At 72.7% G+C, this 23,872-nt stretch carries 24 protein-coding genes and 1 pseudogene; 13 read left to right on the forward strand and 12 right to left on the reverse strand.

Translation table 11 applies throughout. The features are described from left to right. Positions 1 to 30 precede the first annotated feature (30 nt). Complete coding sequence (locus KUM40_RS07135; protein WP_308401074.1) at positions 31 to 1,044, forward strand: type II CAAX endopeptidase family protein; 1,014 nt, start codon at positions 31 to 33, stop codon at positions 1,042 to 1,044. On the opposite strand, the gene KUM40_RS07140 is transcribed toward KUM40_RS07135, so the two are convergent. Further along, a complete protein-coding gene (locus KUM40_RS07140; protein ID WP_254394684.1) occupies positions 1,039 to 1,269 on the reverse strand; it encodes a DUF6243 family protein in 231 nt (76 codons plus the stop codon). The genes KUM40_RS07135 and KUM40_RS07140 overlap by 6 nt on opposite strands. Positions 1,270 to 1,371: 102 nt before the next feature. Here KUM40_RS07140 and KUM40_RS07145 point away from each other — a divergent pair, with 102 nt between their 5' ends. After that, positions 1,372 to 2,034: a TetR/AcrR family transcriptional regulator gene (locus tag KUM40_RS07145; protein ID WP_217163999.1), complete on the forward strand. Its 663-nt coding sequence runs from the start codon at positions 1,372 to 1,374 to the stop codon at positions 2,032 to 2,034. 91 nt (positions 2,035 to 2,125) lie between these two features. Beyond that, positions 2,126 to 2,860: a bifunctional DNA primase/polymerase gene (locus KUM40_RS07150; protein ID WP_217164001.1), complete on the forward strand. Its 735-nt coding sequence runs from the start codon at positions 2,126 to 2,128 to the stop codon at positions 2,858 to 2,860. A 51-nt stretch (positions 2,861 to 2,911) separates the two neighbouring features. Here KUM40_RS07150 and KUM40_RS07155 read toward each other — a convergent pair whose 3' ends face one another. The 5 genes and pseudogenes from KUM40_RS07155 to KUM40_RS07170 all read right to left on the reverse strand — a co-directional run bounded on the left by KUM40_RS07155 (position 2,912) and on the right by KUM40_RS07170 (position 7,122). Next, complete coding sequence (locus KUM40_RS07155) at positions 2,912 to 3,913, reverse strand: hypothetical protein (RefSeq protein WP_217164003.1); 1,002 nt, start codon at positions 3,911 to 3,913, stop codon at positions 2,912 to 2,914. Further along, positions 3,873 to 4,010, reverse strand: a pseudogene (locus KUM40_RS41070) (iron transporter); the annotation flags it as partial. The pseudogene KUM40_RS41070 and the gene KUM40_RS07155, both read right to left, overlap by 41 nt. Before the next feature lie 3 nt (positions 4,011 to 4,013). Continuing rightward, positions 4,014 to 4,856, reverse strand: a complete 843-nt coding sequence (locus KUM40_RS07160; protein ID WP_217164089.1) for a heme ABC transporter ATP-binding protein — start codon at positions 4,854 to 4,856, stop codon at positions 4,014 to 4,016. Between the two features lie 86 nt (positions 4,857 to 4,942). After that, on the reverse strand, positions 4,943 to 6,043 hold the full coding sequence (locus KUM40_RS07165; protein ID WP_217164004.1) for an iron ABC transporter permease: 1,101 nt from the start codon (positions 6,041 to 6,043) through the stop codon (positions 4,943 to 4,945). Further along, complete coding sequence (locus KUM40_RS07170; protein WP_217164005.1) at positions 6,040 to 7,122, reverse strand: hemin ABC transporter substrate-binding protein; 1,083 nt, start codon at positions 7,120 to 7,122, stop codon at positions 6,040 to 6,042. Before KUM40_RS07170 ends, KUM40_RS07165 begins: the two co-directional genes overlap by 4 nt. A gap of 101 nt (positions 7,123 to 7,223) precedes the next feature. Here KUM40_RS07170 and KUM40_RS07175 point away from each other — a divergent pair, with 101 nt between their 5' ends. The 3 genes from KUM40_RS07175 to KUM40_RS07185 all read left to right on the forward strand — a co-directional run bounded on the left by KUM40_RS07175 (position 7,224) and on the right by KUM40_RS07185 (position 11,181). Then, positions 7,224 to 8,726 (forward strand): HtaA domain-containing protein, encoded by a 1,503-nt coding sequence (locus tag KUM40_RS07175; RefSeq protein ID WP_217164006.1) that lies wholly within the window; start codon positions 7,224 to 7,226, stop codon positions 8,724 to 8,726. A 68-nt stretch (positions 8,727 to 8,794) separates the two neighbouring features. Further along, positions 8,795 to 10,381 carry an HtaA domain-containing protein gene (locus tag KUM40_RS07180; protein ID WP_217164007.1) on the forward strand — a complete coding sequence of 529 codons (1,587 nt, stop codon included), beginning with the start codon at positions 8,795 to 8,797 and terminating at the stop codon, positions 10,379 to 10,381. 155 nt (positions 10,382 to 10,536) lie between these two features. Beyond that, positions 10,537 to 11,181: a PhzF family phenazine biosynthesis protein gene (locus tag KUM40_RS07185; protein ID WP_217164008.1), complete on the forward strand. Its 645-nt coding sequence runs from the start codon at positions 10,537 to 10,539 to the stop codon at positions 11,179 to 11,181. Between the two features lie 2 nt (positions 11,182 to 11,183). On the opposite strand, the gene KUM40_RS07190 is transcribed toward KUM40_RS07185, so the two are convergent. Together KUM40_RS07190 and KUM40_RS07195 are read right to left on the reverse strand one after the other, a co-directional pair. Next, complete coding sequence (locus KUM40_RS07190; protein ID WP_217164009.1) at positions 11,184 to 11,387, reverse strand: DUF397 domain-containing protein; 204 nt, start codon at positions 11,385 to 11,387, stop codon at positions 11,184 to 11,186. Beyond that, positions 11,384 to 12,268, reverse strand: coding sequence for a helix-turn-helix transcriptional regulator (locus KUM40_RS07195; protein WP_217164010.1), 885 nt, complete (start codon positions 12,266 to 12,268; stop codon positions 11,384 to 11,386). Before KUM40_RS07195 ends, KUM40_RS07190 begins: the two co-directional genes overlap by 4 nt. Positions 12,269 to 12,458: 190 nt before the next feature. Here KUM40_RS07195 and KUM40_RS07200 point away from each other — a divergent pair, with 190 nt between their 5' ends. The 3 genes from KUM40_RS07200 to KUM40_RS07210 are packed head-to-tail and all read left to right on the forward strand — an operon-like array spanning position 12,459 to position 14,890. Further along, on the forward strand, positions 12,459 to 13,082 hold the full coding sequence (locus KUM40_RS07200; RefSeq protein WP_217164012.1) for an ATP-binding protein: 624 nt from the start codon (positions 12,459 to 12,461) through the stop codon (positions 13,080 to 13,082). Between the two features lie 43 nt (positions 13,083 to 13,125). Next, a complete protein-coding gene (locus tag KUM40_RS42345; protein WP_217164013.1) occupies positions 13,126 to 14,313 on the forward strand; it encodes an AAA family ATPase in 1,188 nt (395 codons plus the stop codon). Next, positions 14,303 to 14,890, forward strand: a complete 588-nt coding sequence (locus KUM40_RS07210; RefSeq protein WP_217164015.1) for a DUF4276 family protein — start codon at positions 14,303 to 14,305, stop codon at positions 14,888 to 14,890. Before KUM40_RS42345 ends, KUM40_RS07210 begins: the two co-directional genes overlap by 11 nt. A gap of 52 nt (positions 14,891 to 14,942) precedes the next feature. Here KUM40_RS07210 and KUM40_RS07215 read toward each other — a convergent pair whose 3' ends face one another. Together KUM40_RS07215 and map are read right to left on the reverse strand one after the other, a co-directional pair. Next, positions 14,943 to 15,590, reverse strand: a complete 648-nt coding sequence (locus KUM40_RS07215; protein WP_217164017.1) for a heme oxygenase (biliverdin-producing) — start codon at positions 15,588 to 15,590, stop codon at positions 14,943 to 14,945. A gap of 157 nt (positions 15,591 to 15,747) precedes the next feature. Then, positions 15,748 to 16,605 carry a type I methionyl aminopeptidase gene (gene map, locus KUM40_RS07220; RefSeq protein WP_217164019.1) on the reverse strand — a complete coding sequence of 286 codons (858 nt, stop codon included), beginning with the start codon at positions 16,603 to 16,605 and terminating at the stop codon, positions 15,748 to 15,750. A gap of 57 nt (positions 16,606 to 16,662) precedes the next feature. On the opposite strand from map, the gene KUM40_RS07225 reads away from it, so the two are divergent. Beyond that, positions 16,663 to 16,896: a hypothetical protein gene (locus KUM40_RS07225; protein WP_217164021.1), complete on the forward strand. Its 234-nt coding sequence runs from the start codon at positions 16,663 to 16,665 to the stop codon at positions 16,894 to 16,896. 19 nt (positions 16,897 to 16,915) lie between these two features. Here the strand turns inward: KUM40_RS07225 and KUM40_RS07230 are convergent, their stop codons facing one another. Beyond that, positions 16,916 to 17,530 (reverse strand): hypothetical protein, encoded by a 615-nt coding sequence (locus tag KUM40_RS07230; RefSeq protein WP_217164023.1) that lies wholly within the window; start codon positions 17,528 to 17,530, stop codon positions 16,916 to 16,918. A gap of 130 nt (positions 17,531 to 17,660) precedes the next feature. On the opposite strand from KUM40_RS07230, the gene npdG reads away from it, so the two are divergent. Together npdG and KUM40_RS07240 are read left to right on the forward strand one after the other, a co-directional pair. Continuing rightward, entirely contained in the window at positions 17,661 to 18,401 is a 741-nt protein-coding gene (gene npdG / locus KUM40_RS07235; RefSeq protein WP_217164025.1) for an NADPH-dependent F420 reductase, read from the forward strand. A 52-nt stretch (positions 18,402 to 18,453) separates the two neighbouring features. Beyond that, positions 18,454 to 18,645: a hypothetical protein gene (locus KUM40_RS07240; protein ID WP_217164027.1), complete on the forward strand. Its 192-nt coding sequence runs from the start codon at positions 18,454 to 18,456 to the stop codon at positions 18,643 to 18,645. A gap of 6 nt (positions 18,646 to 18,651) precedes the next feature. Here KUM40_RS07240 and KUM40_RS07245 read toward each other — a convergent pair whose 3' ends face one another. Continuing rightward, on the reverse strand, positions 18,652 to 19,449 hold the full coding sequence (locus KUM40_RS07245) for a site-2 protease family protein (protein ID WP_217164029.1): 798 nt from the start codon (positions 19,447 to 19,449) through the stop codon (positions 18,652 to 18,654). A gap of 226 nt (positions 19,450 to 19,675) precedes the next feature. Here KUM40_RS07245 and KUM40_RS07250 point away from each other — a divergent pair, with 226 nt between their 5' ends. After that, positions 19,676 to 23,848, forward strand: a complete 4,173-nt coding sequence (locus KUM40_RS07250) for a BTAD domain-containing putative transcriptional regulator (RefSeq protein WP_217164031.1) — start codon at positions 19,676 to 19,678, stop codon at positions 23,846 to 23,848. Positions 23,849 to 23,872: the final 24 nt, after the last annotated feature.

Consider the following 23,872-nt stretch of genomic DNA (forward strand, 5'->3'; position numbering starts at 1 on the left):
CCGGTTCAGGCATCCCGAAGGGACATCACGGTGAGCACGCACGCACAGATCGGCACCGGAAGTGGCACTGGCTCCGGCTCCGGCACCGGCTCCGGCTCCGACACCGGATCCGCTCCGGAGCCGCCCAGCGGCCCGACGCACCGGACGAGTTGGGGCACCGGCCCGGACGACGGCCCGGGCGGCCTGCGGGGCAGCCTCCGCCGGCACCCGCTGACCTGGTTCTTCTCCCTGGCCTTCGGGCTGAGCTGGGTGGCGTGGACGCCGTACATCCTGGGCGGGAACGGCCTGGGCGTCCTCGGCTTCACCTTCCCGGGCGGCGAGGCCGGGGGCCAGCTCCTGGGCGTGCTGCCCGGCGCCTACCTCGGTCCCATCCTCTCGGCGTTCCTGGTCACCGCGGCCTCTCAGGGGCGTGCGGGACTGCGGGCCTGGGTGGGGCGGATGGCCAAGTGGCGCGTCGGCTGGCGGTGGTACGTCGCGGTGATCGTCGCGGTGCCCGCCGTGCTCACCGTGACGTCGGCGGTGCTCGGCGGCAGCGCGCCGGTGCTGCCCGGCGCGGCGGTGCTGGTGGCGTTCGTGCCCGGCCTGGTCCTGCAGATGGTCACCACCGGTCTCGCCGAGGAGCCGGGCTGGCGCGACTTCGCCATGCCGATCCTCCAGCGGCGCCACGGCGCGCTGCTCGGCACCCTGATCGTCGGCCCGCTGTGGGGCGTGTGGCACCTGCCGCTGTTCCTGTCCGACTGGGGCGGCTACCCGGACGTGGCCTGGTGGGAGCCGGTGGAGTTCATCGCCACCACGATCGCCTTCAGCTTCGTGATGACCTGGGTGTTCAACCGCACCGGTGAGAGCCTGCCGCTGGCGATGCTGTTGCACGTCGGCGTCAACAACTACATCTCCATCGCCTGGTCGGACATGTTCCCGGAGCTGTCCTCCGGCTACGCCGCGCACACGTTCCTGGCCGCCTCCGTCGTCGTGGCCGCGATCCTGCTGATCACCACCCGGGGCCGGCTCGGCTACGAGCCGGCCCCCGACGCCCCGCGCTCATGACGCCTCGCCGGCGGCGTCCGTCCCCCGCCGGTCCTGCTGTTCCTGCTGTTCCCGCCGGTCCTGCTGTCGTTCCTGGAGTTTTCGCAGCAGCTCCCGCTTCTGGGCCTGCGGGGACAGGCCGCCGCCGGTGCGACCGCCCCGGTCGCCGCCGCGCAGGGCGTCGCGGCCGAGCTTCCGGCGCGTGCCGCCGACGCCCAGCATGTTTCCGGATCCACCTCGGGTCATGGGTCTTCTCCCTGCGATTCCAGGAACGAGACGGATCGTCTCGTTACGATCCCTCCACTGTCGGCGAGACGTACCGTCTTGTCAACCTGTTAGATTCGGACCATGGCCGCCCAGAAATCCACCCACGCCCACGCAACCCCCGCTCCCGCCTCCGAGAGGCCGCACCCCGACGCCACCCGGCGCAGTCAGCGGTCCCGCCAGGCCATCTACGACGCCGCCCTCGCCCTCGTCGGCGAGATCGGCTACCCCAAGACCACCATCGAGGGCATCGCCGCCCGCGCCGGTGTCGGCAAGCAGACGATCTACCGCTGGTGGCCCTCGAAGGCGCAGGTCCTGCTGGAGGCCTTCGTCGACCTCGGGGAGCAGGCCGTCCAGGCCCAGGGGCAGGAGGCGACGTACGCCATCCCGGACACCGGCGACGTCGCCGCCGACCTCAAGGCCGTCCTGCGCGCCACCGTCGACCAGCTCTACGACCCGAAGTTCGACGCCCCCTCCCGCGCCCTGGCCGCGGAGGGCCTGGTCAACGAACAGCTCGGCCGGGAGTTCGTGGCCAAGCTCCTGGAGCCGTCGCTCCAGCTCCACGTCGACCGGCTGCGCGCCGCCCAGGAGGCCGGCCAGGTGCGGCCGGAGATCGACCCGCGCATCGCGCTCGAACTCTTCGTCTCGCCGCTCGCCCAGCGCTGGCTCCAGCACACGGGCCCGGTCTCCTACGAGTACACCGACACGCTCGTCGACTACGCGCTCCACGGGCTCGCCCCCCGGTGACCAGGGAAGTTTGTCCCTTCGCGACCCCGAAGCGCGGAATGGTGCGACCATGAGGCATGCTGGTGCGCACGACGGCGAGGCAAGGGGATAGATGAGCGCGGAGTTCGGCGGTCGGAGCGGTCTGCAGGGCAAACTCTCCTCGTGGCTGCGCGGACGCCGCCCCAAGGAGGCCGCCGGTGACGGTGGCCGGGAGGACCTGCTGCTCGCCGCCGCCGGTGCGGGACTGCCCCTGGCACCCGCCGCGCACCCCGCCGGATACCGTTGCTCCTGCGACCGGGTGGGCTGTCCCACCCCGGCCCGGCACCCCGTCTCCTTCGCCTGGCAGACGCAGTCCACCACCGACCGCGCACAGGTCGAGCGCTGGGCCCGGCACCAGCCCGAGGCCAACTTCATCACCGCGACCGGCATGGCGCACGACGTCCTGGACGTCCCCCTTCAGGCCGGTCGCGAGGCGCTCCAGCGGCTGCTCGACGCCGGCATCGAGGTCGGCCCGGTCGCCGAGAGCGCCGACGACCGCCTGCTGCTGTTCACCCTCACCCGCGGCACCCCCGAGGACGAGGACGAGTGGTGGCCCTGCGAGCTGGACTGCCACCCCGAGACCATGGACGAGCACCCCGGACTGCGCTGGCACTGCCGAGGCTCCTACGTCCTGGTACCGCCCGCCCGACTGCCCGGCGAGCACCGATCGGTGCACTGGGTACGCGGCCCCGAGCATCCGCTGCCGGACCCGCTGACCCTGCTGGAGACCCTCACCGACGCCTGCGCCCGGCACGCCGGTGACGACGAGAGCGACCACGCGGGCACGGCCTGGCCCCTTCGTCGCTGAGGCCCCGGGCTGCTGTGGGTGGCCGTGTGCGGCCCCGGGTGGCCGTGGGGGCTACTCGCCCTTGCCGGCCGTCAGCCCCTGGACCCGTCCCAGTACCGACACTTGCCCGTCCCCCGAGCCGTCCGCCGGGTCGAGCGCGACCTCGTTGGAGACGAACTCCATCGTCAGCGACTGCTTGATCTCGCCGTCCGTCAGCGCCAGCACGTCTTTGTTCGGCGTCGGCACGGACGCGCCCCGCGCGGCGGTCTGCTTCTCGAAGTGCCGGGAGGCGAAGAACACCAGCGCTCCGCCGTCCTTCGTACGCAGCGCCAGCGGCGCGTAGTCGCCGTCCGTCAGCGGCTCGTCGATGTACTGCGTGACCAGGCCCGGACGGGTCGACCGCTTCTCGCGCAGCTCGCGCCAGGAACTGGTGTGCACACCGTCCGCGAAGGTCTTCCCGCCGTCCTGCAGATACGTCGTGTAGCTCTTGCTCAGGCCGGCCGGCGCGACGGCCACGTCGGTGGAGTTCGCGGCGACGGTCTCGGCCCAGCCGTCCTCGTCGGTCTTGAACTCGGGCACCTTGTCGGGGGCGACCAGCGTCAGGTACGCCGCCTCCCAGGTCTCCTCCAGGCCGTCCCGGGTGAAGACCAGCAACCAGCGGGTGTCCCCGCCCCTGTTGGCCTTGGTGTCCGCGACGAACCAGCGCGGCCAGCCCGCCTTCTTCGGGATCGTGAACTCCGCGTCGGTCAGCTCCAGCGGCTCGTGCGCCGGGTTGCCGTCCGGGTGGTTGGCCGAGCCCGCCTTCAGCCGCGCCGAGTCGATCGCGGCGAGGGCGCCCGTGGTGTGGTCGGCGTCCAGATCGGCGTCGTACGCCTTGTCGGCCCTGTTGTACGCGGTGGTGAACTGCTCCAGCGCCTTCGCGGCCTCCGCCCGGGTGGCCGCCGGGAGCACCTCGCGCTCACCGTGCACCACCACGCATCCGCTCGCCGTCAACGACAAAGCGGTCGCCGAGGCGGATATGAGGGCGCACTTCTCAAGCCTGCGGGGCCTTCGAGGGCCGCGATCCTGGCTCATCAGGTTCCTTCACCTTCCCCTTCCCGGAGGCGAACCCTACCGGGGCGGGACGGCGACCGGGCGCGGGGACCGGGTACAGCGGCCACACCGTGACCTCACGTCACGGTTCCCGCCTCGGGACGACCAGCAACGCGCCCGTGCGCGGGTGCGGAAACACCTCCACCGGCTGGTCGTAGACCTCGGACAGCAGCCCCTCGGCGAACACCTCCGCCGGAGCGCCCTCGGCTGCGATCCGGCCCGACCGCAGGATCGCCACCCGGTCCGCGTACGCCGCCGCCAGCGCGAGGTCGTGCAGGACGACGACCACCGCGTCCCCGGCCCGCGCCCGCTCCCGGCACAGCCGCAGCACGAGTTCCTGGTGCCGCAGGTCCAGGGCCGCGGTCGGCTCGTCGAGCAGCAGCAGGGGAGCGCGCTGTGCCAGCACCCGGGCGAGGGCGACCCGGGCCCGCTCGCCGCCGCTGAGCGCGGAGAACGGCCGCCCGGCGAAGCCGGTCACCTCCGTGCGCGCCATCGCCTCGGCCACCGCCGCGTCGTCCTCGTCCGCCAGGTCGCCGCCCGCCCAGGGCGCCCGGCCCATCCGGACGACCTCCTCCACCGCGAACGGGAAGGACAGCGACGCCGACTGGGGCAGCACCGCCCGGCGCAGCGCGAGTTCGGGCGCCGGCCACTCGGTCACCGGGCGGCCGTGGACGCGTACGACGCCCTCGACGGCCGGGACATCGGCGGCCAGGGCGCCCAACAGGGTGGACTTGCCCGCCCCGTTGGGGCCGACCAGGGCGAGCACCTCGCCCGCGCGGACGGTGACGTCGACGCCGTCGAGGACCGGCCGCCCGCCCAGGTGGACGCACAGGCCCTCGGCCTCGGCGAGGAGGTCGCCCGGCGCGGCCGGGGGCGGCGGCACCGGACGGTACGGCACAAGACGCGGCAGCCTCACGGCTCTCATGCCCCGCATGCCCCCCACACCCTTCCTGCCCGTCATGTCCGTCACGCCCTTGACGCCCTTGACGTCCTTCGCGCCCTTCACGCCCTTCACGCCCAGCCTCCCTGCCTGCGTCGGGTGCGGCGCAGCAGCCAGAAGAAGAACGGGCTGCCCAGCAGTGCCGTCAGCACCCCGAGCGGCAGTTCGGCGGGCTCGGCGACCGTGCGGGCCGCCAGGTCGGCGGCGAGCAGCACCAGCGCGCCGAGCAGCGCGCTGCCCGGGATCAGGAACCGGTGCCCGGGCCCCGCCGCCATCCGCAGCAGATGCGGGACGACGAGCCCGACGAAGCCGATGACACCGGCCACGCTCACCGCGGCCGCGGTCAGCAGCGCGATCACCAGCACCAGCACGATCCGCAGCCGCTCCACCTCCACGCCCAGATGCCGGGCCGGACGCTCGCCGAGCGCCAGCAGGTCGAGCCGGCGGGCGTACAGCGGGGCGAGGGCCAGGCCGGCCGCCGCGCACGGCAGGACCGCCAGCACCTTCGGCCAGGTCGCCTGCGCGAGCGAGCCCAACTGCCAGAAGGTGATCTGGTTGACCGCGGCCGTGTCCGCGAAGAACAGGAACAGCCCGATCAGCGCGCCCGCGAAGGCGTTCACCGCGATGCCCGTCAGAATCAGCGTGACGACCTCCGTACGGCCGCCCGAGCGGGACATCGCGTACACCACCAGGACCGTGACCAGGCCGGAGACGAACGCGAGGACGGACACCGTCCAGTTGCCGAGGAAGTTCAGGCCGAACGCGATGGCGGCCACCGCGCCGACCGCCGCGCCCGAGGAGACGCCGATGACGCCCGGTTCGGCGAGCGGGTTGCCGAACACGCCCTGCATCAGGGCGCCCGCACAGCCGAGCGAGGCGCCGACGAGCAGCGCCAGGACGATCCTCGGGAACCGCACGTTCCACAGCACCGACTCGGCCACCCGGTCCAGTTCGGTGCCGCCGAGACCGGTCCGGTGCAGGAGCGAGCCGAGTACGTCGCCGACCGGGATCGGGTAGGCGCCGGTGCCGGCCGCGACCGGGACGAGGATCAGGAGGCCGGCGGTGAGGGCCGCGGTCAGCAGCCAGGCGGTGGTGCGCCGGGCGCGGGGCGGGGCCGGAGCGGCGGGTGCCTGGGGGTGGGTCGGTGTCGGCTTGTCGTCCAGTACGGTCACTGCGCGCCGTCCTTGCCGTCCTTGCCGTCCATACCGTCCTTGCCGTCCTCGCCGTAGAGCTGCGCCACGACCGACTTCAGCACCTGGTCGGTGCGCGGGCCGTAGTTGAGGAGTACGCCGTCCTCGATGGAGACGATCCGGCGGTCCATCCCCGCCGGGGTCTGGGCGACACCGGGGATCTTCACCAGCCCGTCGACGCCGCCGACCGATTCGAGTCCCTTGCTCATCACGAGGATCGCGTCCGGCGCGGCCTTGACGAGGGCCTCGCTGGTGATGGCGGTGAAGTCCTTGTCCAGACCGGAGGCGGCCCCGGCGTCCACCGCCCCGGCCGCCTCGATCAGCGAGCCGGCGCCGGACTCCTTGCCGCCGATCAGGTAGACGGAGGCCGAGCCGCGCAGGTACAGGAAGGCGACCCGGGGCCTCTCGCCGTGCGGAACGTCCTTGCGCGCGGCCTCGATCCGCTGCTCCGAGCGCCGGGTCAGCTCCTTCCCGGCCGCCGGTACGCCGAGGGCGTCGGCGACCGCCTGGATGCGCGGGCCCACGTCGTCCAGGCCCTTGGCCGCCTCGACGAAGAGCACCGGGACTCCGGCGGCGCGGATCTGGTCCACCGCCTCCTCCGGTCCACTGGTGGTCTCGGCGATCACCAGGTCGGGCCGCAGCGACAGCACGCTCTCGGCGGAGACGTCGTGGCCCCGGGTGACCACGGGGAGCTTCGCCGCCTGTTCGAAGGTGGCGGTGACGTCCCGGGCGACGACCCGGTCGCCGAGTCCGAGGGTGAAGACGATCTCGCTGAGGCTGCCGGACAGGGGCACGATGCGCTCGGCCCCCTCGACCGTCACCCGCTCGCCGTCGGCGGAGCGGACGGTCACCGGGAGTTCGGGCCGGGGTCTCTTCGCGAGCGGCTCGACCCGGTTCGCGACGGACTCCTTCGCGGCGGCGGCCCCCGAGTCGCCCTTGGCGCCGGACTCGGTCCCGGTCTGGGTCGCGGTCTCGGCGGAGCCTCCGCATCCGGTCGCGGTCACGGTGAGGGCGAGCACGGACAGCAGTGCTCCCGCCAGTCGGATTCGCAAGCGTCGCACGGTGTGTCCGGTCCTTTCGTCGACGGCCGGTATCAGTCGGCTAGAGCTTAGGTTAGCCTTACCTTCGTTCGCTACCGGCCCCCCGATCCGGAGGACTTCGCATGCCCGCCCGCCTTCGCGCCCTGGTCACTGTTGTGTGTGCGGTCGTCCTCGGAGCCCTGCTCCCCGTGTCCGCCGCACACGCCGAGAGCCGGACCGTGCAGGGCGGACGGCTCGACTGGGGCATCAAGTCGTCGTTCCAGAGCTATGTCACCGGCCCCATCGCGAAGGGCAGTTACTCGCTGACCGGGGGAGCGGCCACCGTCGGCGGCAGCGCCTTCCGCTTCCACTCGGCGACCGGCACCTACGACGGCGCCACCGGCTCCTTCCGCGCCGCCTTCTCGGGCGGCGTGCACTTCCTCGGCCACCGCACGAGCGCCGGCTCCTACCAGCTCGACCTCACCATCAGCCGACCCACCGTGAGCATCTCCGGCTCCACCGGCACGCTCAGCGTGGACGTCGTCAGCCGGGCGAAGGACACCGGGGCGGTCACGACGTCCCGTCAGGTGCCCTTCGCCACCCTCTCCCTCGGCGGCATCGACATGAAGGGCGGCGGCAGCACCGTGGCCCTCGACAACCTGCCCGCCACCCTCACCGCCCAGGGCGCCCGTTCCTTCGCCGGGTACTACACCGCCGGCACCGCCCTCGACCCGGTGAGCCTGTCCGCCGACGTCCGGGCGGCGGCGCAGCCGCAGGAGAAGCAGCCGTCCGGCACACCCACCAAGGCCGACACGTCTCCGAACCCCACGAAGACTTCGAAGACCTCGGAGACCTCGAAGGGCGCGATCAAGGACGGCGCCGTCGACTGGGGTGTGCGCCGCACCTTCCGCGAGTACGTCACCGGCGACATCGCCGACGGCAAGTGGACCCTGTCCGCCGGCGCCCAGGACGGCGGCGCCCTCTACCGCTTCCCCGGCGGCGAGGGGACGTACGAGGACGGCGACCTCACCGCGGCCTTCGAGGGCACGGTGCGCTTCACCGGCGCCCACGGACTCGACCTGAGCCTCGGCGCGGTACGGGCCACCGTCGAGGACGGCAAGGGCACGCTGTACGCCGATGTGGCGAGCCCGGACGTCAAGAGCGAGAAGGTGCCGCTGGTCACCTTTACCGCCGAGAACCTGAAGCCGGCCGACGGCCTGGTGAAGGTCACCGAGGCCCCCGCGAAGCTCACCGCGCGCGGCGCGAAGGCCTTCGGCGGCATGTACCAGGCGGGCACCGAGATGGACCCGGTGTCCCTGGCCGTCGCCCTCACCGCCGACGCGGAGCTGCCCGCCCTGCCCGACCTCGGCAGCACCCCCACGGCGAGCCCGAGCCCGCAGTCCACGAAGGCCGGGTCCGACACCTCCGCCGCACCCGTCGCGAGCGCCACCGACGACGGCGACTTCCCCGCACTGCCCGTCTCCCTCGCGGCCGGCGCCCTGCTGCTGGTGGCCGCGGCCCTCGTGGCCGTCGCCCTCCGCAGGCGCCGCGCCCGGCCCGCCGAGTCCGAGTCCGAGTCCGAGCCCGATTCGGCGGCCGAGTCCGAGTCGGCGGCCGAGTCGGCGTCCGCGCCGGATCAGGGCTGAATCCACGACACCGGGCCGCCGCCGCGCGGCGCCACCACTCAACCCCACCACTCAAGGAGAACCGAGCCATGCCCGTCAGACGACGCCGCTCCACCGCACTCGCCGCCGCCGTGGCCACGGCCGCCGCGCTCGGCGCGACCGCCCTCGCCACGGTCGGCGCCTCCACCGCCTCGGCCGCCGAGGTCCCGCTCCAGGACTACGAACTGACCTGGGGCATCAAGCAGTCGTACCGCACCTACGTCGGCATGTTCGGCACCTTCACCACGTCGGAAGGCGCCACCCAGGCCGCCGGCAACGGCGCGTTCACCTTCACCGACGGCACCGGCAGCTACGACCCCACGGACCACACCGCCGACCTCGCCTTCCAGGGCAAGCTGGTGAGCGCCTCCGCCGCGCACAACTTCGAGGTCACGCTCACCGACGTACGGTTCGACAGCGGGGCCGGCGAGATCACCGCCGACGTGACGACGGTCGACACCTCGGGGGCCACCCCCACCAAGGAGGGCGACGACGTACCGCTCGCCACGGTCGCCGTGACCCGCGAGATGACGGACATGGCGACCACCCTCACCGCGGAGGCGGGGGAGTACCTCGGCAGCGCCGGCTACGGGGGCGCGGCGGGCGACCCGCTGACGGTCGTCCAGAAGACCCCGCCGACCACGGAGCCCACCTCCGGGCCCGAGCCCACCACGGAGCCCACCACCGGCGAGCCGACGCAGCCGGGTTCCCCCGACCCGACCGATGACCCGACCGACACGGAGACCACGCCCGGCACGTCGCCGGGGACCAAGGACCCGAGCCCGACGGCGAGCACCAGCACCTCCCCGTCCGGCTCACCCTCCGCCTCGCCCACCGAGGCCGCCGCCCGGGGCGAGATCGCCGACGGCACCCTCGGCTGGGGCGTGAAGGAGTCCTTCCGCGCGTACGTCGTCGGTCCCATAGCCAAGGGCACGGTCACCGTCTCCGGCGGAGCCACCCAGGCGGCCGGCAACGGCGCGTTCACCTTCAAGGACGCCACCGGCACCTACGACACGGACGCCGACAAGCTCACCGCCTCCTTCCAGGGCGCCGTCAACTTCAAGGGCCACGAGTCGGGCGGCACGTACGGCCTCGACCTGACCCTGAGCAACCTCAAGGCCACCCTCGACGGCGGCACCGGCGAGCTCACCGCCGACGTGAACAGCCTCGGCACGCAGACCAAGGGCGTGGTCCTGGCCGACCTCAAGGCCGAGTCCGCCGACCTGAGCGCCGCCAAGAACGTCATCACGGTCGACGACATGGCCGCCACGCTCACCGACGCCGGCGCGAAGGCCTTCGGCGACTTCTACCAGGCCGGCACCGCGCTCGACGCCGTCGACCTGTCGGTGGCGCTGAGCGACGACGCGCAGTTGCCGGACGGCGACGGCACGGGCACGTCGGGCGGCTCCGCCGGCGGCGGCACGGGCACGACCGGTGGCTCCGGCGGCACCGGCGGCACGGGGTCGACCATCGGCGGCACCGGCACGACGACGGGCGGCATCATCGGCGGCGGCAGCCTCGCCTCCACCGGCTCGGACATCCCCGGCCCGGCGCTGGGCACGGCGGCCGGGGTGGCTGTGGCCGCGGGCGCGGGCACCGTCGTCGCGATGCGCAGGCGGCGTACGACGAGCCAGTGAGCTGTGTGCAACGCGAGACTCCCGATTGGACAGTTCGTCCCGGCGGCACGCCGCCCACATGGCGTTTCTGCCGGGACAAGCTGTCCCATCACCGGCCGCACCCCTGCGGGCTCCTTCCGCGGGGCCGTGCGGTCACATGATGCTTGAATGCCCCGGTGACTGACTACGACGTACTGCGCGTCTTCTGCGCGCCGAACGGTGGATACGGCAACGAACTGGGTGTCGTCCGGGAGGGATCCGTGCTGCCGGAGCCCGAGCGGCGGCAGGAACTGGCCGCGAAACTCGGCTTCAGCGAGACCGTGTTCGTCGACGACCCCGAGCGCGGCGTCGTCGACATCTACACGCCCACCCTGCGCCTGCCGTTCGCAGGCCACCCCTGCGTCGGCACCGCCTGGCTGCTCGACGTGCCCGAACTCGTCACGCCGGCCGGGGTGGTGGGCACCCGGCTGGACGGGGAGTTCACCTGGATCGAGGCCCGCCCCGAGTGGGCCTCGCCCCGCACCCTGCGTCAGTACGCCACCGTCGCGGAGGTCGACGACCTGGCGGTGCCGCCGCCGGGGGAGTGGATCTACGCCTGGGCGTGGGAGGACGAGGCGGCGGGCCGGATCAGGGCCCGCGCGTTCCCGGGCCGCGACGACGGGATCGACGAGGACGAGGCGACGGGCGCGGCAGCCCTCCTGCTGACCGAACAACTGGGCCGCGCCCTGAACGTCACGCAGGGGGTCGGCTCCCAGATCCTCACCGCACCGCAGCCCGAGGGCTGGGTCGAGATCGGCGGACGGGTGCGCCTGGAGCGCTGACCTCAGCTCAGGTGCGCCACGAAGGTATTCCAGGCCTCACCGCCGAACAGGATCACAGGACCGGCCGGATCCTTGCTGTCCCGTATGGGCGCGAGCGCGGGAACACCGGGGGCAAGCTCGAGGCACTCGCCCTGGCCGCCGCTGTAGCTGCTCTTGGACCATTTGGCCTTGGCCAGGAGAAGGACTGTGCGGTGTTCCAGGATCATGAGGTGAACTCCTCAGCGATGCGACGGATGAGTGCGAGCGATTCCGCCGGTGGCAGCGCGAGAGTACGCGCGTCGTCGAAGAGTGCCCGGTAGTAGGCCACTTCGGGTTCTTGCTCCATCCAGAAGTTGCCCGTAGGGGCCTCTGTCAGCACGATGTCCTGCGCTGTCGCCTGAGGAAAGCTCATCAGCAAGTACGGGCCGAACATACCCGAGTGCGCGCCCCGCGAGAACGGCAGGACCTGGACCGTGATGTTGGAGAGCTCGGCCAGTGCGGCTACGTGGTTCAACTGCGCGCGCATGACATCGGGCCCGCCGACTCGTTGGTGGAGAATCCCTTCAGCAAGAACCGCCCAGAAGTTCAACGGCATCTCATCAGTCAGTCGTTGTTGCCGCGCGATCCTCACCTGGACGAATCGATCGATGTCCTCGGACGACTGCCAAGCACGTGAAGCGACGGTCACCGCCCTGCTGTACTCCGGAGTCTGAAGCAGCCCGGGAACCAACTGTGCCTGGAACGTCTTGATGTGATCGCAGATGGACTCCATCTCGATGTAGTCCTTGTACGTCTCGGCCAGCACCGAGCTGTACTGGTGCCACCATCCCTCGCGACGACGGCGGTTGGCCGTCCTTGTGAGAAGGGTGAGGCGCTCTCGAGTCTTTGGATCGTTCACGCCGTAGGCGTGCAGCAGGGCGACCACATCCGGTGTGCGCACCAGAACGCGGCCGTTCTCCATGCGGCTGATCTTGCCCTTGGTGCAATCGAGGGCCTCGGCGGCCTGGGTGGTGGTGAGACCCGAGGCCTCGCGGTAGCGGCGCAGTTCGTCGCCCAACTGTCGCCCGAGAACGGTAGAGGGGCGGTCGGTCGTACCTCGCGAGTTCATGGCTCCCTTTTAGCAGAGACGTGTACCTATGAATCTGGCACTCACTCGAAGGGATGAGAAAAGAGTCGGATCCTTGGGGCAACGTTGCGAGCTGCTTGGTGCGTAGGCAATCTACGGAAGGTGCGACTCCAATCGGACTCGTGCCGTGGGGACTTCACTCGTGGTCCCGAACTCCGAGGAGGTCGCTCCTGTGAGCCCATCGAACGACGTCACCTTCCGACTCCCTCGTGACCGCCGCAGCGTCCCCCGCGCGCGGGCGTTGCTGCACGCCGTGCTCGATACCTGGGGCGTGGGTCAGGAGACCCTGGACAACGCCGAGTTGGTGCTCTCGGTACTCGTCACCAACGCCCTGCGTGTCCCGGTGCCGGGCGACCGGCAGGTGGGTGTTCGGATCGCGCGCTCCGTCGTGGACGGGCTGCTGCGGCTGGAGGTGAGCGACGCCGGGGGCGGCCGTCCCGAGGCCCGGGAACCCGGCGAGGACGAGACCGGCGGGCGGGGGCTCCTCCTCGTGTCGGCACTCGCGCATCGCTGGGGCTGTGAGCAGCGGGCCGCCGGTATCGGCAAGACGGTGTTCGCGGAACTGAAGGCGCCGGACATCGTGGCCGAGCCCGCGGCGCGCGAGGTGGCGGCGGTGATGGTCCGGGCCGGGCAGCAGGTGCGCGTGTGGGGTGCGTGGCGGGCCGTGCGGGGCGTGCGCGTCGATCAGTACGCGGCGGGTGGCCCCGTCGTGGTGCTGGAGCTGGACAACGGCCCGGCACTGGGCGTGCACGCGACGGAGCCGCTGGCCGTACAGACGGGGGAGTGCTCCGGATAATGTGGCGCAGTGCACACGAGACAGTGCGGAGAGAGGTGGCAGGGTGATCACGCGGATCGAGATCGACGGGTACAAGTCCTTCGACGGCTTCGCTCTCGACCTGCCGCCGTTCACCGTCCTGGTGGGAGCCAACGCCTCGGGCAAGTCCAATCTGCTGGAGGCTGTGGATCTTCTCGGACAACTGATCCGGGAGCCCACGAGCCAGACCCTGGTCGACCACGCCCGTAGGGGAGGTCCGAAGGAGCTGTTCCGGCGCGGCTCGGACGGTGTGCCGGTCAGGGCCATGCGTATCGCGGCCCATGTCCTCGTGCACGGCTACGCCGGGTACTGCCACGTCAGGGTCGAGGCGCGGGTGTCGTACGCGGATCCGCCCGATCCGCTGCGCGTCGACACCGAGGTACTCAACGTTCATGACTACTGCGGGGCAGATCCGGACTGGGTCGAGCCCGTACCGTGGCACCTGGTCCCCGACGAAACCGGACAACTGCACTGCACGGAGGTCCCGGTCCAAGACGCCGCCTACCGCAGGGAACTGGCCGGGGCCAGTGGGAACTGGCGGATCCTTGAACCCTCACCCAAGGCGATGCGCGTCGTCTCCTCCACCTACGACACCGCACCTCTCGCGGAGGACGGAAAGAACCTCGGGGCCGTCCTGGGGCGGATCGCCCGGGAGCCCGAGAGCTGGTACGACTTCCGTGCCGACGCTGTGGCACTCCTACCCGACCTCGTGGACATCACGGTGGCGGCCAACGCCGAATGGGGTCAGTGGGACGTCTGGCTTCAGCACCAGCACGAGCACCGCGTACCCCCTGGCGCCGCGTCGGCGGGAACCTTGCGCATTCTGGCGCTGCTGGCCGCGGCTCACGACCCCGCCCATGAGGGTCTCCTGATGATCGAGGAGCCCGAGAACGGCCTGCATCCCACCCGGGTCCCGTACCTGCTGTCCCGGCTGAAAGGCAGGACCAGCGATCCGGCGACGCTCACTTCTGGCGACGGAAGGCAGATCCTGATCACCACGCACTCACCTGTCGCGCTCGCCGCCGCGCTGGAGGACGCCCCGGACTCGGTGGTCTTCCTCGACACCGTGACCCGGTTCGGCGACGGGCTTCCGCCTCGTCGGCTGACCAGGGCGCGGAAGGTGGCGGAAAGCGGGGAGCGCGGAACGTTCGTCAGCCCCCTGGAGGTGCGGAAGTACCTCGATCCGGTGGGGCGGTACGCGCATGGGGCGTAGGTATCTCAGCCTGGCTCTTCTGACGGAGGGAGCCAGCGACCAGTGGTTCCTGGTTCCGCTTGTCGACCGGCAGATCGCCGAACTCGCCCTGGAGACGCCGCTCGGCTTCGACTACTCGGGAGTGGTCGCGGGGGAGTGCTTCACCGTGGCGCAGCGGGACATGGTGGTGCGTGAAGTGGCCAATCTGCTCCGCTACTTCGACATCGTGATGATCCACCACGACCATAACGAGCGGGCCAAGGTCGATGCGATTCGTGAGCGTTTCTCCGACGACGCCGACCGGATCGTGGCTCTGGTGCCCGTGAGAGAGACGGAGGCGTGGATGCTGGCGGATCCCGAAGCGCTCAAGGAGGCGGCTCCCACACGTGATGCCGCGTGGGAGGTGCCGTACGACGTGGAGAAGGTGGCCGACCCGAAGGTCATGCTGAGGGCGGCTCTGGGTGGGCGGCGCGACGCGGAGCGGGACTTCGGCCGGCTGGGACAGACGGTCGCGCTCGACGCGCTGGGCAAGGTCCCCGCGTACCGGCGCTGGACGACCGAGCTGCGCCGGGCGCTGGAGCGCGAGCGGTACCTGTGACCCGTGACGCCGGCCGGGAGACGGGCCAGCGTCACAGGGCGTCGGCCGGGCGTCACGCCGACAGCGGGAACTCCTCGCCCAGCGCCCGGAAGACCGCCGTGTTGAGCGCGAAGGCGCGCTTGCACTCGGCGACGACCCGCTGCTTCTCCAGGTCGTCGGCGCGGATGCCGTCCAGCAGCTCGCGGTACTCCCGCTTGAACGCGGCCGGGTTGGAGATCTCCTCGAAGACGTAGAAGCGGACCCCGTCGCCCTTCCTGGCGAAGCCCCAGGTCCGCTCGGCCTTGTCGCGGATGATCTGCCCGCCCGACAGATCGCCGAGGTAGCGCGTGTAGTGGTGGGCGATGTACCCGGCCGGCCACTGCTCGGCGCACTCGCGCACGCGGGCCGCGTACGCCTCGGTCGCGGGCAGGGCGGTCAGCCCCGTACGCCACCCGGCGCCCCGCAGATGCGCCAGGTCCCGCTCCAGGGAGGCCAGCCGCAGCAGCTCCGGCCGGACGAACGGCCCGGCCACCGGGTCCGACGCCAGCCGTCCGGCGGCCGCCTCCAGGGCTTCGTAGACGAACCACAACTGCTCGGTGTAGCGCGCGTACGCGTCCACGCCGAGCCGGCCGCCGAGCAGGTCGCTCATGAAGGTGGAGGTCTCGGCCTCCACGTGCTGCTCGTGGGAGGCCGTGCGGATGAGGGTCGAGAAGGAGTCCATGGGCCCGATTTTCTATGGTTAGGCTTACCTAAGTCAATAGTCTTTCCGACGTCCTGTCGGTAAAAGGGTACCCGGACATGAAAGGACCCGCCCTCCGTACGGAGAGCGGGCCCGAAAGACGCGTGCGACGGTGTGTCCGACGGCACGTGCGAGGCGGCTACGGCAGGGTCAGGATCTCGGCCCCGGAGTCCGTCACCACCAGCGTGTGCTCGAACTGCGCCGTCCGCCTGCGGTCCTTCGTCACGACCGTCCAGCCGTCGTCCCACATGTCGTACTCGTGGGTCCCGAGCGTCAGCATCGGCTCGATCGTGAAGGTCATCCCGGGCTGGATGACGGTCGTCGCGTGCGGGCTGTCGTAGTGAGGGACGATCAGCCCGGAGTGGAACGAACTGTTGATGCCGTGACCGGTGAAGTCCCGCACCACCCCGTACCCGAACCGCTTGGCGTACGACTCGATGACCCGGCCGATGATGTTGATCTGGCGGCCCGGCCGGACCGCCTTGATCGCGCGGGCCAGGGACTCCCGGGTGCGCTCGACCAGCAGCCGGCTCTCCTCGTCCACGTCACCGACCAGGTAGGTCGCGTTGTTGTCGCCGTGCACACCGCCGATGTACGCGGTCACGTCGAGGTTCACGATGTCGCCGTCGCGCAGCACCGTGGAGTCGGGGATGCCGTGGCAGACGACCTCGTTGACCGAGCTGCACAGGGACTTGGGGAAACCCCGGTAACCGAGCGTCGAGGGGTAGGCGCCGTGGTCGCACATGTACGCGTGCGCCACCCGGTCCAGCTCGTCCGTCGTCACACCGGGCGCGATGAGCTTCGCGGCCTCCTCCATCGCCCGCGCCGCGATCCGCCCGGCCAGGCGCATCGCCTCTACCGTCTCGGGCGTCTGCACCTCCGGCCCGGTGTACGGCGTCGGCGCGGGTTTGCCGACGTACTCGGGCCGACGGATGTTTCCGGGCACGGAACGGGTGGGAGACAGCTCCCCTGGTACGAGCAGCGACTGGCCAGACATGCAGCGAGTCTAACCAGCGGCCATGGGGGAACATGTCGGTGGCGAGAGGAGCTGTCCATGGCCCTGTTCAAGAAGCGCACGGTCGGCAAACCGGGCGAGTGGTACTACTGCCTGGAGCACCAGAAGGTCGAGGAGGGCCCGGACTGCCCGGGAAAGGACCGCTTCGGGCCGTACGCCTCCCGCACGGAGGCCGAACACGCGATGCGTACCGCACGCGAGCGCAACCTCGAGTGGGAGAACGACCCCAAGTGGCACGACGCCACCGCCGCCGAGCGCGCCGACGACGACTGAGTAGCTGATCAGTCCGGAATCACCAGCCGGACGGGGGCGGGGCCGTCAGGTGGTCGGCGAGGCGGGACAGGCGGTCCCGGAAGCGGCGGCGGCCCCGGGGCGGCGGCCCCGCGTTCTCCCCGGCCGCCGCGCTGACCAGGTGCTGCACCGTGTCCAGGTCCAGCTCCGCGCCGTCCGGCACGGTCAGCGTCTCGTGCGCCATGGCCGTCAGCTCCCGCTCGCCCGGCGCGCGGTCGGTGCCCAGCGCCAGCACCGTCGCCCCGGCCCGGCGGGCGTCGTGCACCCGCTCCAAGAGGTGGGCGCCGGGGTCGTCGGGCGTCACCACGAGCAGCGTCTCCCCGCGCCGGGCCGCCGCCAGCCGCCCCAGGCCCACCGCCAGATGCGCCGGGTCCGACGGGCGCGCGTCGTGCCGCACCAGCGTGGGCGCCAGCTCCGGCGTCCCCGACCAGGCGGCCTCGTCCACCAGATGCGCGGCCAGATGCCAGGGGTCGTGCTCGGCGGTGCCCACCAGCAGCAGACCGCCCCCGTGCGGGACCACCGACCCCCGCAGCGCCCCCGCGAACCGCCGGGTGGCCCCCAGCCACTCGGTCCCGGCGAGCACTTCCCGCAGCAGTGCAACCCGTACGGCGTCCATGCGGCCGCATCCTGCCGCAACCCGGCCCGCCCGGTCCGGCGTTCGCCGCCGATTCGCCCGACCGGGGACACCCGCCCGGCGGGTGAGACCCGTACTCCTGCCGCTGCCGGAGCGGACGTAGGGTCGGCCCATGACCTCTACCGACAGTAGCGACAGCGCTGCACAGAAGGACCCGGCCAAGGACGCGGCCAAGGCCCCGGCCAAAGACCCCTGGGATCTGCCCGACGTGTCCGGGCTGGTCGTCGGCGTGCTCGGCGGCACCGGCCCCCAGGGCAAGGGCCTCGCGTACCGCCTCGCCAAGGCCGGCCAGAAGGTGATCGTCGGCTCGCGCGCCGCCGAGCGCGCCGAGGCCGCGGCCTCGGAGATCGGCCACGGCGTCGAGGGCGCCGACAACGCCGGGACCGCCCGCCGCAGCGACGTCGTGATCGTCGCCGTGCCCTGGGAGGGCCACGGCAAGACCCTCGAATCCCTGCGCGAGGAACTGGCCGGCAAGCTCGTCGTCGACTGCGTCAACCCGCTCGGCTTCGACAAGAAGGGCGCCTACGCGCTCAAGCCCGAGGAGGGCAGCGCCGCCGAGCAGGCCGCCGCCCTGCTGCCGGACAGCCGGGTCGCCGCCGCCTTCCACCACCTCTCGGCGGTCCTCCTCCAGGACCCGGAGACCGACGAGATCGACACCGACGTGATGGTGCTCGGCGAGGAACGCGCCGACGTGGAGATCGTGCAGGCCCTCGCCGGACGCATCCCCGGCATGCGCGGCGTCTTCTCCGGCCGGCTGCGCAACGCCCACCAGGTCGAGTCCCTGGTCGCCAACCTGATCTCCGTCAACCGCCGCTACAAGGCACACGCCGGGCTCCGCGTCACGGACGTATGAGGCGATGGGGGACACTGTGGGTACCAGTGTCCCCCCGACAGGAGCCGTTCCCATGCCCCGCCTCGCCCGCTATGCCCTGGCCGTCTGCGTACTCGCCGTGGCCGCCGCCGTCGTCTCCTTCGTGCGGGGCAGCGTGCTGATCGGCGTCGTGTGGGTGCTGCTGTCGGGGCTGTCGTCCAACATGTGCTGGTACTACGTCAAGCGCGGCCGGGGCGCCCGCAGCGCCACGTCCGTCACGGGCTGAGCGGCGTCACCCGGCGATCGTGCACAGCTCGTCGGTCTGCCAGAAGCGGTACAGCTCGAAGCCGCAGTACGTCTCGACGTCGCCGATCCCCAGCCCGCGCAGGATCGCGTCGATCGCGTCGAAGAACACGCCGTTGAGCGCCGGGATCCACAGCAGCGCGAACACGATCAGCAGCCCGAACGGCGCGAGCGGCTCCACCTGCCGCCGCACGTTGTACGACAGCCAGGGCTCGATCACCCCGTAACCGTCCAGGCCCGGCACCGGCAGGAAGTTCAGGATCGCCGCCGTGACCTGGAGCAGCGCGAGGAAGGCCAGCGCGAGCCGGAAGTCGCGCGGCACGCCGTCCAGCGCGTCCAGCCAGAACGGCGCGGTGCACACCACGGCGAACAGGACGTTCGTCAGCGGGCCCGCCGCCGAGATCAGGCTGTGCCGCCAGCGGCCCCGGATCCGCCCGCGCTCGATGAAGACGGCACCGCCGGGCAGACCGATCCCGCCCATGATCACGAACAGCACCGGCAGCACGATACTCAGCAGGGCGTGGGTGTATTTGACCGGATTCAGCGTGAGATAGCCCTTGGCGCCGACCGAGATGTCGCCGCTGTGCAGCGCGGTACGGGCGTGCGCGTACTCGTGCAGACACAGCGACACGACCCACGCCGCCGTCACGAACAGGAACACGGCAAGCCCCGGCTGCTCGGCGAACCCGGTCCAGGTGGCCCAGCCCGTGACCGCGGCGACGGCGACGATCCCGAGGAAGACGGGACTGATCCGCCGGTCACTGGGGCGGGCGGTGGCGGTGGTCATGGAACTCCCTGGCTGTCGGACACGCGCGGGCACCTGCGGGACTGCCCGACCGTACCGGGCGCACGGGGGAAACGTCTCGGGGTCGGTGACCGGTTCCCGGGACGGCGACGGCGACGGCGGACGTCGGCCTCGTGGTGACGGCTGACGGCTCCCTCCCGGGGCTCCCGGCGCGCCGCTCCGGCAAAACCCCGTGACCGGCTTTGACGGCAGCGGGGACAATGGACCCGTGCGCTATCGCATCCTCGGCACCACACAGGTATTCCGTCCCGACGGCACGGCCGTCCCGCTCGGCGGGGCGCGGCTGCGCGCCCTGCTGACCGTGCTCGCCCTCCGCGCCGGCCGCGCCGTGCCCGCGGGGCTGCTGGTGGAGGAGGTGTGGGGCGGCGACCCACCCGCCGACGCGACGGGCGCTCTCCAGGCACTGGTCGGGCGGCTGCGCCGGACACTCGGCGCCGGCGCGGTCGCCTCGGCCGACGGCGGCTACCGGCTCACCGCCGCCCCGGACGACGTCGACCTGCACCGCTTCGACCGGCTGGCCGGTGAGGGCGCCCGCGCCCTCGCCGACGGCGACCCCGCCAAGGCGGCCGTCGCGCTCGACGACGCCCTCACCCTGTGGCACGGCCCCGCCCTCGCCGACCTGCCCGACCGCACCGCCGAGGCGGCCCGCTGGCAGACCCGGCACCTGGACGTCCTGCGCGCCCGCCACAGCGCCGCCCTGGACCTCGGGCAGGCCGAGCACTCCCTGCCCGAGCTGACCGGCCTGTGCGACGGCCATCCCCTGGACGAGTCCCTCCAGGCCCTGCGGCTGCGCGCCCTGCGCGACACCGGCCGCACCGCCGAGGCGCTGGCCGCCTACGAGGCCGTACGACTACTGCTCGCGGACCGCCTCGGCGCCGACCCGGGCCCGGAACTGCGATCACTCCACGGAGAACTGCTCCGCCCATCACCCCCGCCCCCCACCCCAACACCCCACCCTGCCGCGGGCCCCGGGCCTGCCACGGGTCCGGCTTCAGCGGCGGCCTCCGGGCCTGTCACGGGTCCGGGTTCAGCGGCGGCTTCCGGGTCGGCCACGGGATCTGGGCCTGCCATGGCGCCCGAGCCGCCCCCGGCATATGGGCCTGCCCCGGCACGCGGGCCTGCCCCGGCGCACGGGCCTGCCGCGGCGTCCGGGCCTGCCGCGGGTCCGGGTTCAGCGGCGGCCTCCGGGTCGGCCACGGGATCCGGGCCAGCCATGGCGCCCGAGCCGCCCCCGGCACATGGGCCTGCCCCGGCACACGGGCCCGCCACGGGCCCGGGCTCAGCCGCGGCGTCCGGGCATGCGGCGGCGTCTGAGCCCGCCACGGCTTCCTGGCCTGCCGCGGGCCCGGCCTCAGCGGCGACACCCGGGTCTGCCGGGGCCTCCGGGTCGGCCGCGGGACCGGCCTCAGCAGCGACCTCCGGGCCTGCGACGGCGTCCGGGCCTGTCACGGGACCGGGTTCAGCGGCGGCCTCCGGGTCGGCTACGGGATCTGGGCCTGCCATGGCGCCCGAGCCGCCCCCGGCATATGGGCCTGCCACGGCGCACGGGCCTGCCGCGGGCCCGGGTTCAGCGGCGGCCTCCGGGCCTGCCGCGGCGTCCGAGCCTGCGGCGGCGTCTGAGCCCGCCACGGCTTCCTGGCCTGCCGCGGGACCGGCCTCAGCGGCGACACCAGGGTCCGCCGGGGCCTCCGAGCCCGCCACGGCACCCGGGCCCGCCATGGCCTCCGGGCTCGCCACGGCACCCGGGGAGCCCGCCGTGGGGCCGGAGGGCGCGCCGGCCTCCGGTACGGCACCCGGGGCCGTCGGGGCGCCCGTTGCTCCGGCGACCCCCGTCCCGGCGTCGCGTCCCCGGGGCAATCTGCGTGCCCGGCTCACCTCGTTCGTCGGCCGGGACAGCGACCTGGAGACCCTGCGCGCCGACCTGGCGAGCGCGCGCCTCGTCACTCTGCTCGGGCCCGGCGGCGCCGGCAAGACCCGGCTGTCGCAGGAGGCCGCCGAGGGCGCCGGGGACACGGCACGCGACGGCGTGTGGCTGGCCGAACTCGCGCCCGTCGACGACCCCGCCGACGTACCGGAGGCCGTCCTGACCGCCGTCGGCGCCCGCGAGACCGTGCTCTACCGCGCCGGCGCCGAGGAGATGCGGGCCGTCACCGCCTCCGAAGGGCAGGCCACCGCCGTCGAGCGGCTCGTCGAGCACTGCGGCCGGCGCCGCATGCTGATCGTCCTCGACAACTGCGAACACGTCGTCGACGCCGCCGCCCGCCTCACCGAGGAACTCCTCGCCCGCTGCCCCCACCTGACCGTCCTCGCCACCAGCCGCGAACCCCTCGGCGTGCCGGGGGAGTCGCTGCGCCCGGTGGAGCCGCTGCCCGAGCCCGCCGCGCTCCGGCTGCTCGCCGACCGGGGCGCCGCCGCCCGCACCGGCTTCCGCGTCGACGCCGACGAGGAGACCGCCGCCGCCTGCGCCGAGATCTGCCGCCGCCTCGACGGCCTGCCGCTGGCCATCGAACTGGCCGCCGCCCGGCTGCGCATGCTCACCCCGCGCCAGATCGCCGACCGTCTCGACGACCGCTTCCGCCTGCTCACCTCCGGCAGCCGCACCGTCCTGCCCCGCCAGCAGACGCTGCGCGCGGTCGTCGACTGGTCCTGGGACCTGCTCGACGCCGACGAACGGGACGTGCTGGGGCGGCTGTCCGTCTTCGCCGGCGGCTGCGACCTCGCCGCCGCCGAGGCCGTGTGCGGGCCCGCGGCCCTGGACGCCGTCGGCTCCCTCGTCGACAAGTCCCTCGTCGTGGCCGCCCCCGTGCCGGACGGCAACGGCGGCGACGCCATGCGCTACCGCCTCCTGGAGACCGTCGCCGAGTACGCCGGGGAGCGCCTCGGCGAATCCGGCGACCGTGCCGCCGCCGAGCGCGCGCACCTGACGCACTACCGCGAACTCGCCCGCACCAGCGACCCGTTGCTGCGCGGCTCCCAGCAGCTCGCCGCCATCGAGCGGCTGGAGCGGGAGTACGAGAACCTGCGCACCGCCCTGCGCCACGCCGTCTCCGAGGGCGACGAGCAGGAGGCGCTGTGCCTGGCGCTGTCGCTGGTCTGGTACTGGCAGATGCGCGACCTGCGGGTGGAGGCCCGCGGCTGGTTCACCGAGGTCATGGCACTCGGCCCGGACCCCTTCGTCGAACCGGTCCGCCACGCCCAGCCCGTGTGGGAGCGGTGCACGGCCGCCCCGCCCCCCATGACCGGCGAGGTCCTCGCCGAGGCCCGGCGCGGCGTGCACCTGGCCCACCTCGCCTGCATGGACACCGAACTGGACGCCTGGCAGAAACCGGCGGCCCAGCAGAAGCTGCGGGTCATCGCCGCGACCTACGAGCCCGGCCTGCCGCAGACCTGCGCCAGCCCAGGCCTGCTCTGGTTCTTCGCCGTCATGTTCACCGGCGACATGGAGCGGCTGCGCGACATCATGAACGCCACCGTGCGCACCTGCCGTCAGACCCCGGGGTACGAGTGGGAGCTGGCCGGCGCCCTGCAGATGCGCGCCAACATGCTCGCCAACCGCGCCGAATGGGCGGGCGACGCGATCCGGGACGCCGACGAGTCGCTGGAGATCTACCGCCGCCTCGGTGACGCCTGGGGCACGGCCGAGGCCCTCTCCGGGCGCGCCGAGGCCCATGAACGCAGGGGCGACTACCGGCTTGCCGCCGCCGACTACCGGGCCGCGGCGGAGCACGCCGCGTGGATCGGCGCGCACGCCCAGGTGGACGTCCTCGAAGCCCGGCTCGGCAGCGTGCTGCTGGAGGCGGGCGACGCCGACGACGGCGAACGCATGCTGCGCGACGTGATCGAGCGCACGGCGGGGACCGGCCACAACGGCGCGATGCCGGCCGCGCGGCTGTTCCTCGCCGGCCGGCTCGGCATGACCGGCCGCACCGTCGAGGCGAGCGAGCAACTGCGGCTGCTGCGCGACGAGTTCTCCATCGCCCACTTCGTCGTCTTCGACGCCTTCATTCTCGCCTCGGAGGCCTGGCTCGCCACGCTGGAGGGCCGGCACGAGGAGTGCCTGACCAAGGTCCGCAAGTCGATCGAGCGGTCCGAGGACCCGCTGTCCAGAGCCATCGCCCCGCACATGCGCTCCGCGTACCTGACCATCGCCGCGATGGCACTGGCCCGGGTGGACGGCGGGCGCCGGGCCGCGGACGGCGCCCGGTGCCTCGGCGTCGCCGCGGCGCTGCTGCCGCCGGGCCACGTGTCGACGGGCATGGAACGGGACGCGCTCCAGCGGGCCGCCGACCGGGTCCGCGAGGTGCTCGGCGCCGAGGCGTACGACGCCGCGTACGCCGAGGGCGGCCGCCTCGCTCCCGAGGAGGCCGCCGCCCTCGTCTGACGCGTACGTGGCACAGGACTCCGT

Source organism: Streptomyces sp. AC512_CC834 (genome assembly GCF_019049325.1).
Classification (GTDB): Bacteria; Actinomycetota; Actinomycetes; order Streptomycetales; family Streptomycetaceae; genus Streptomyces.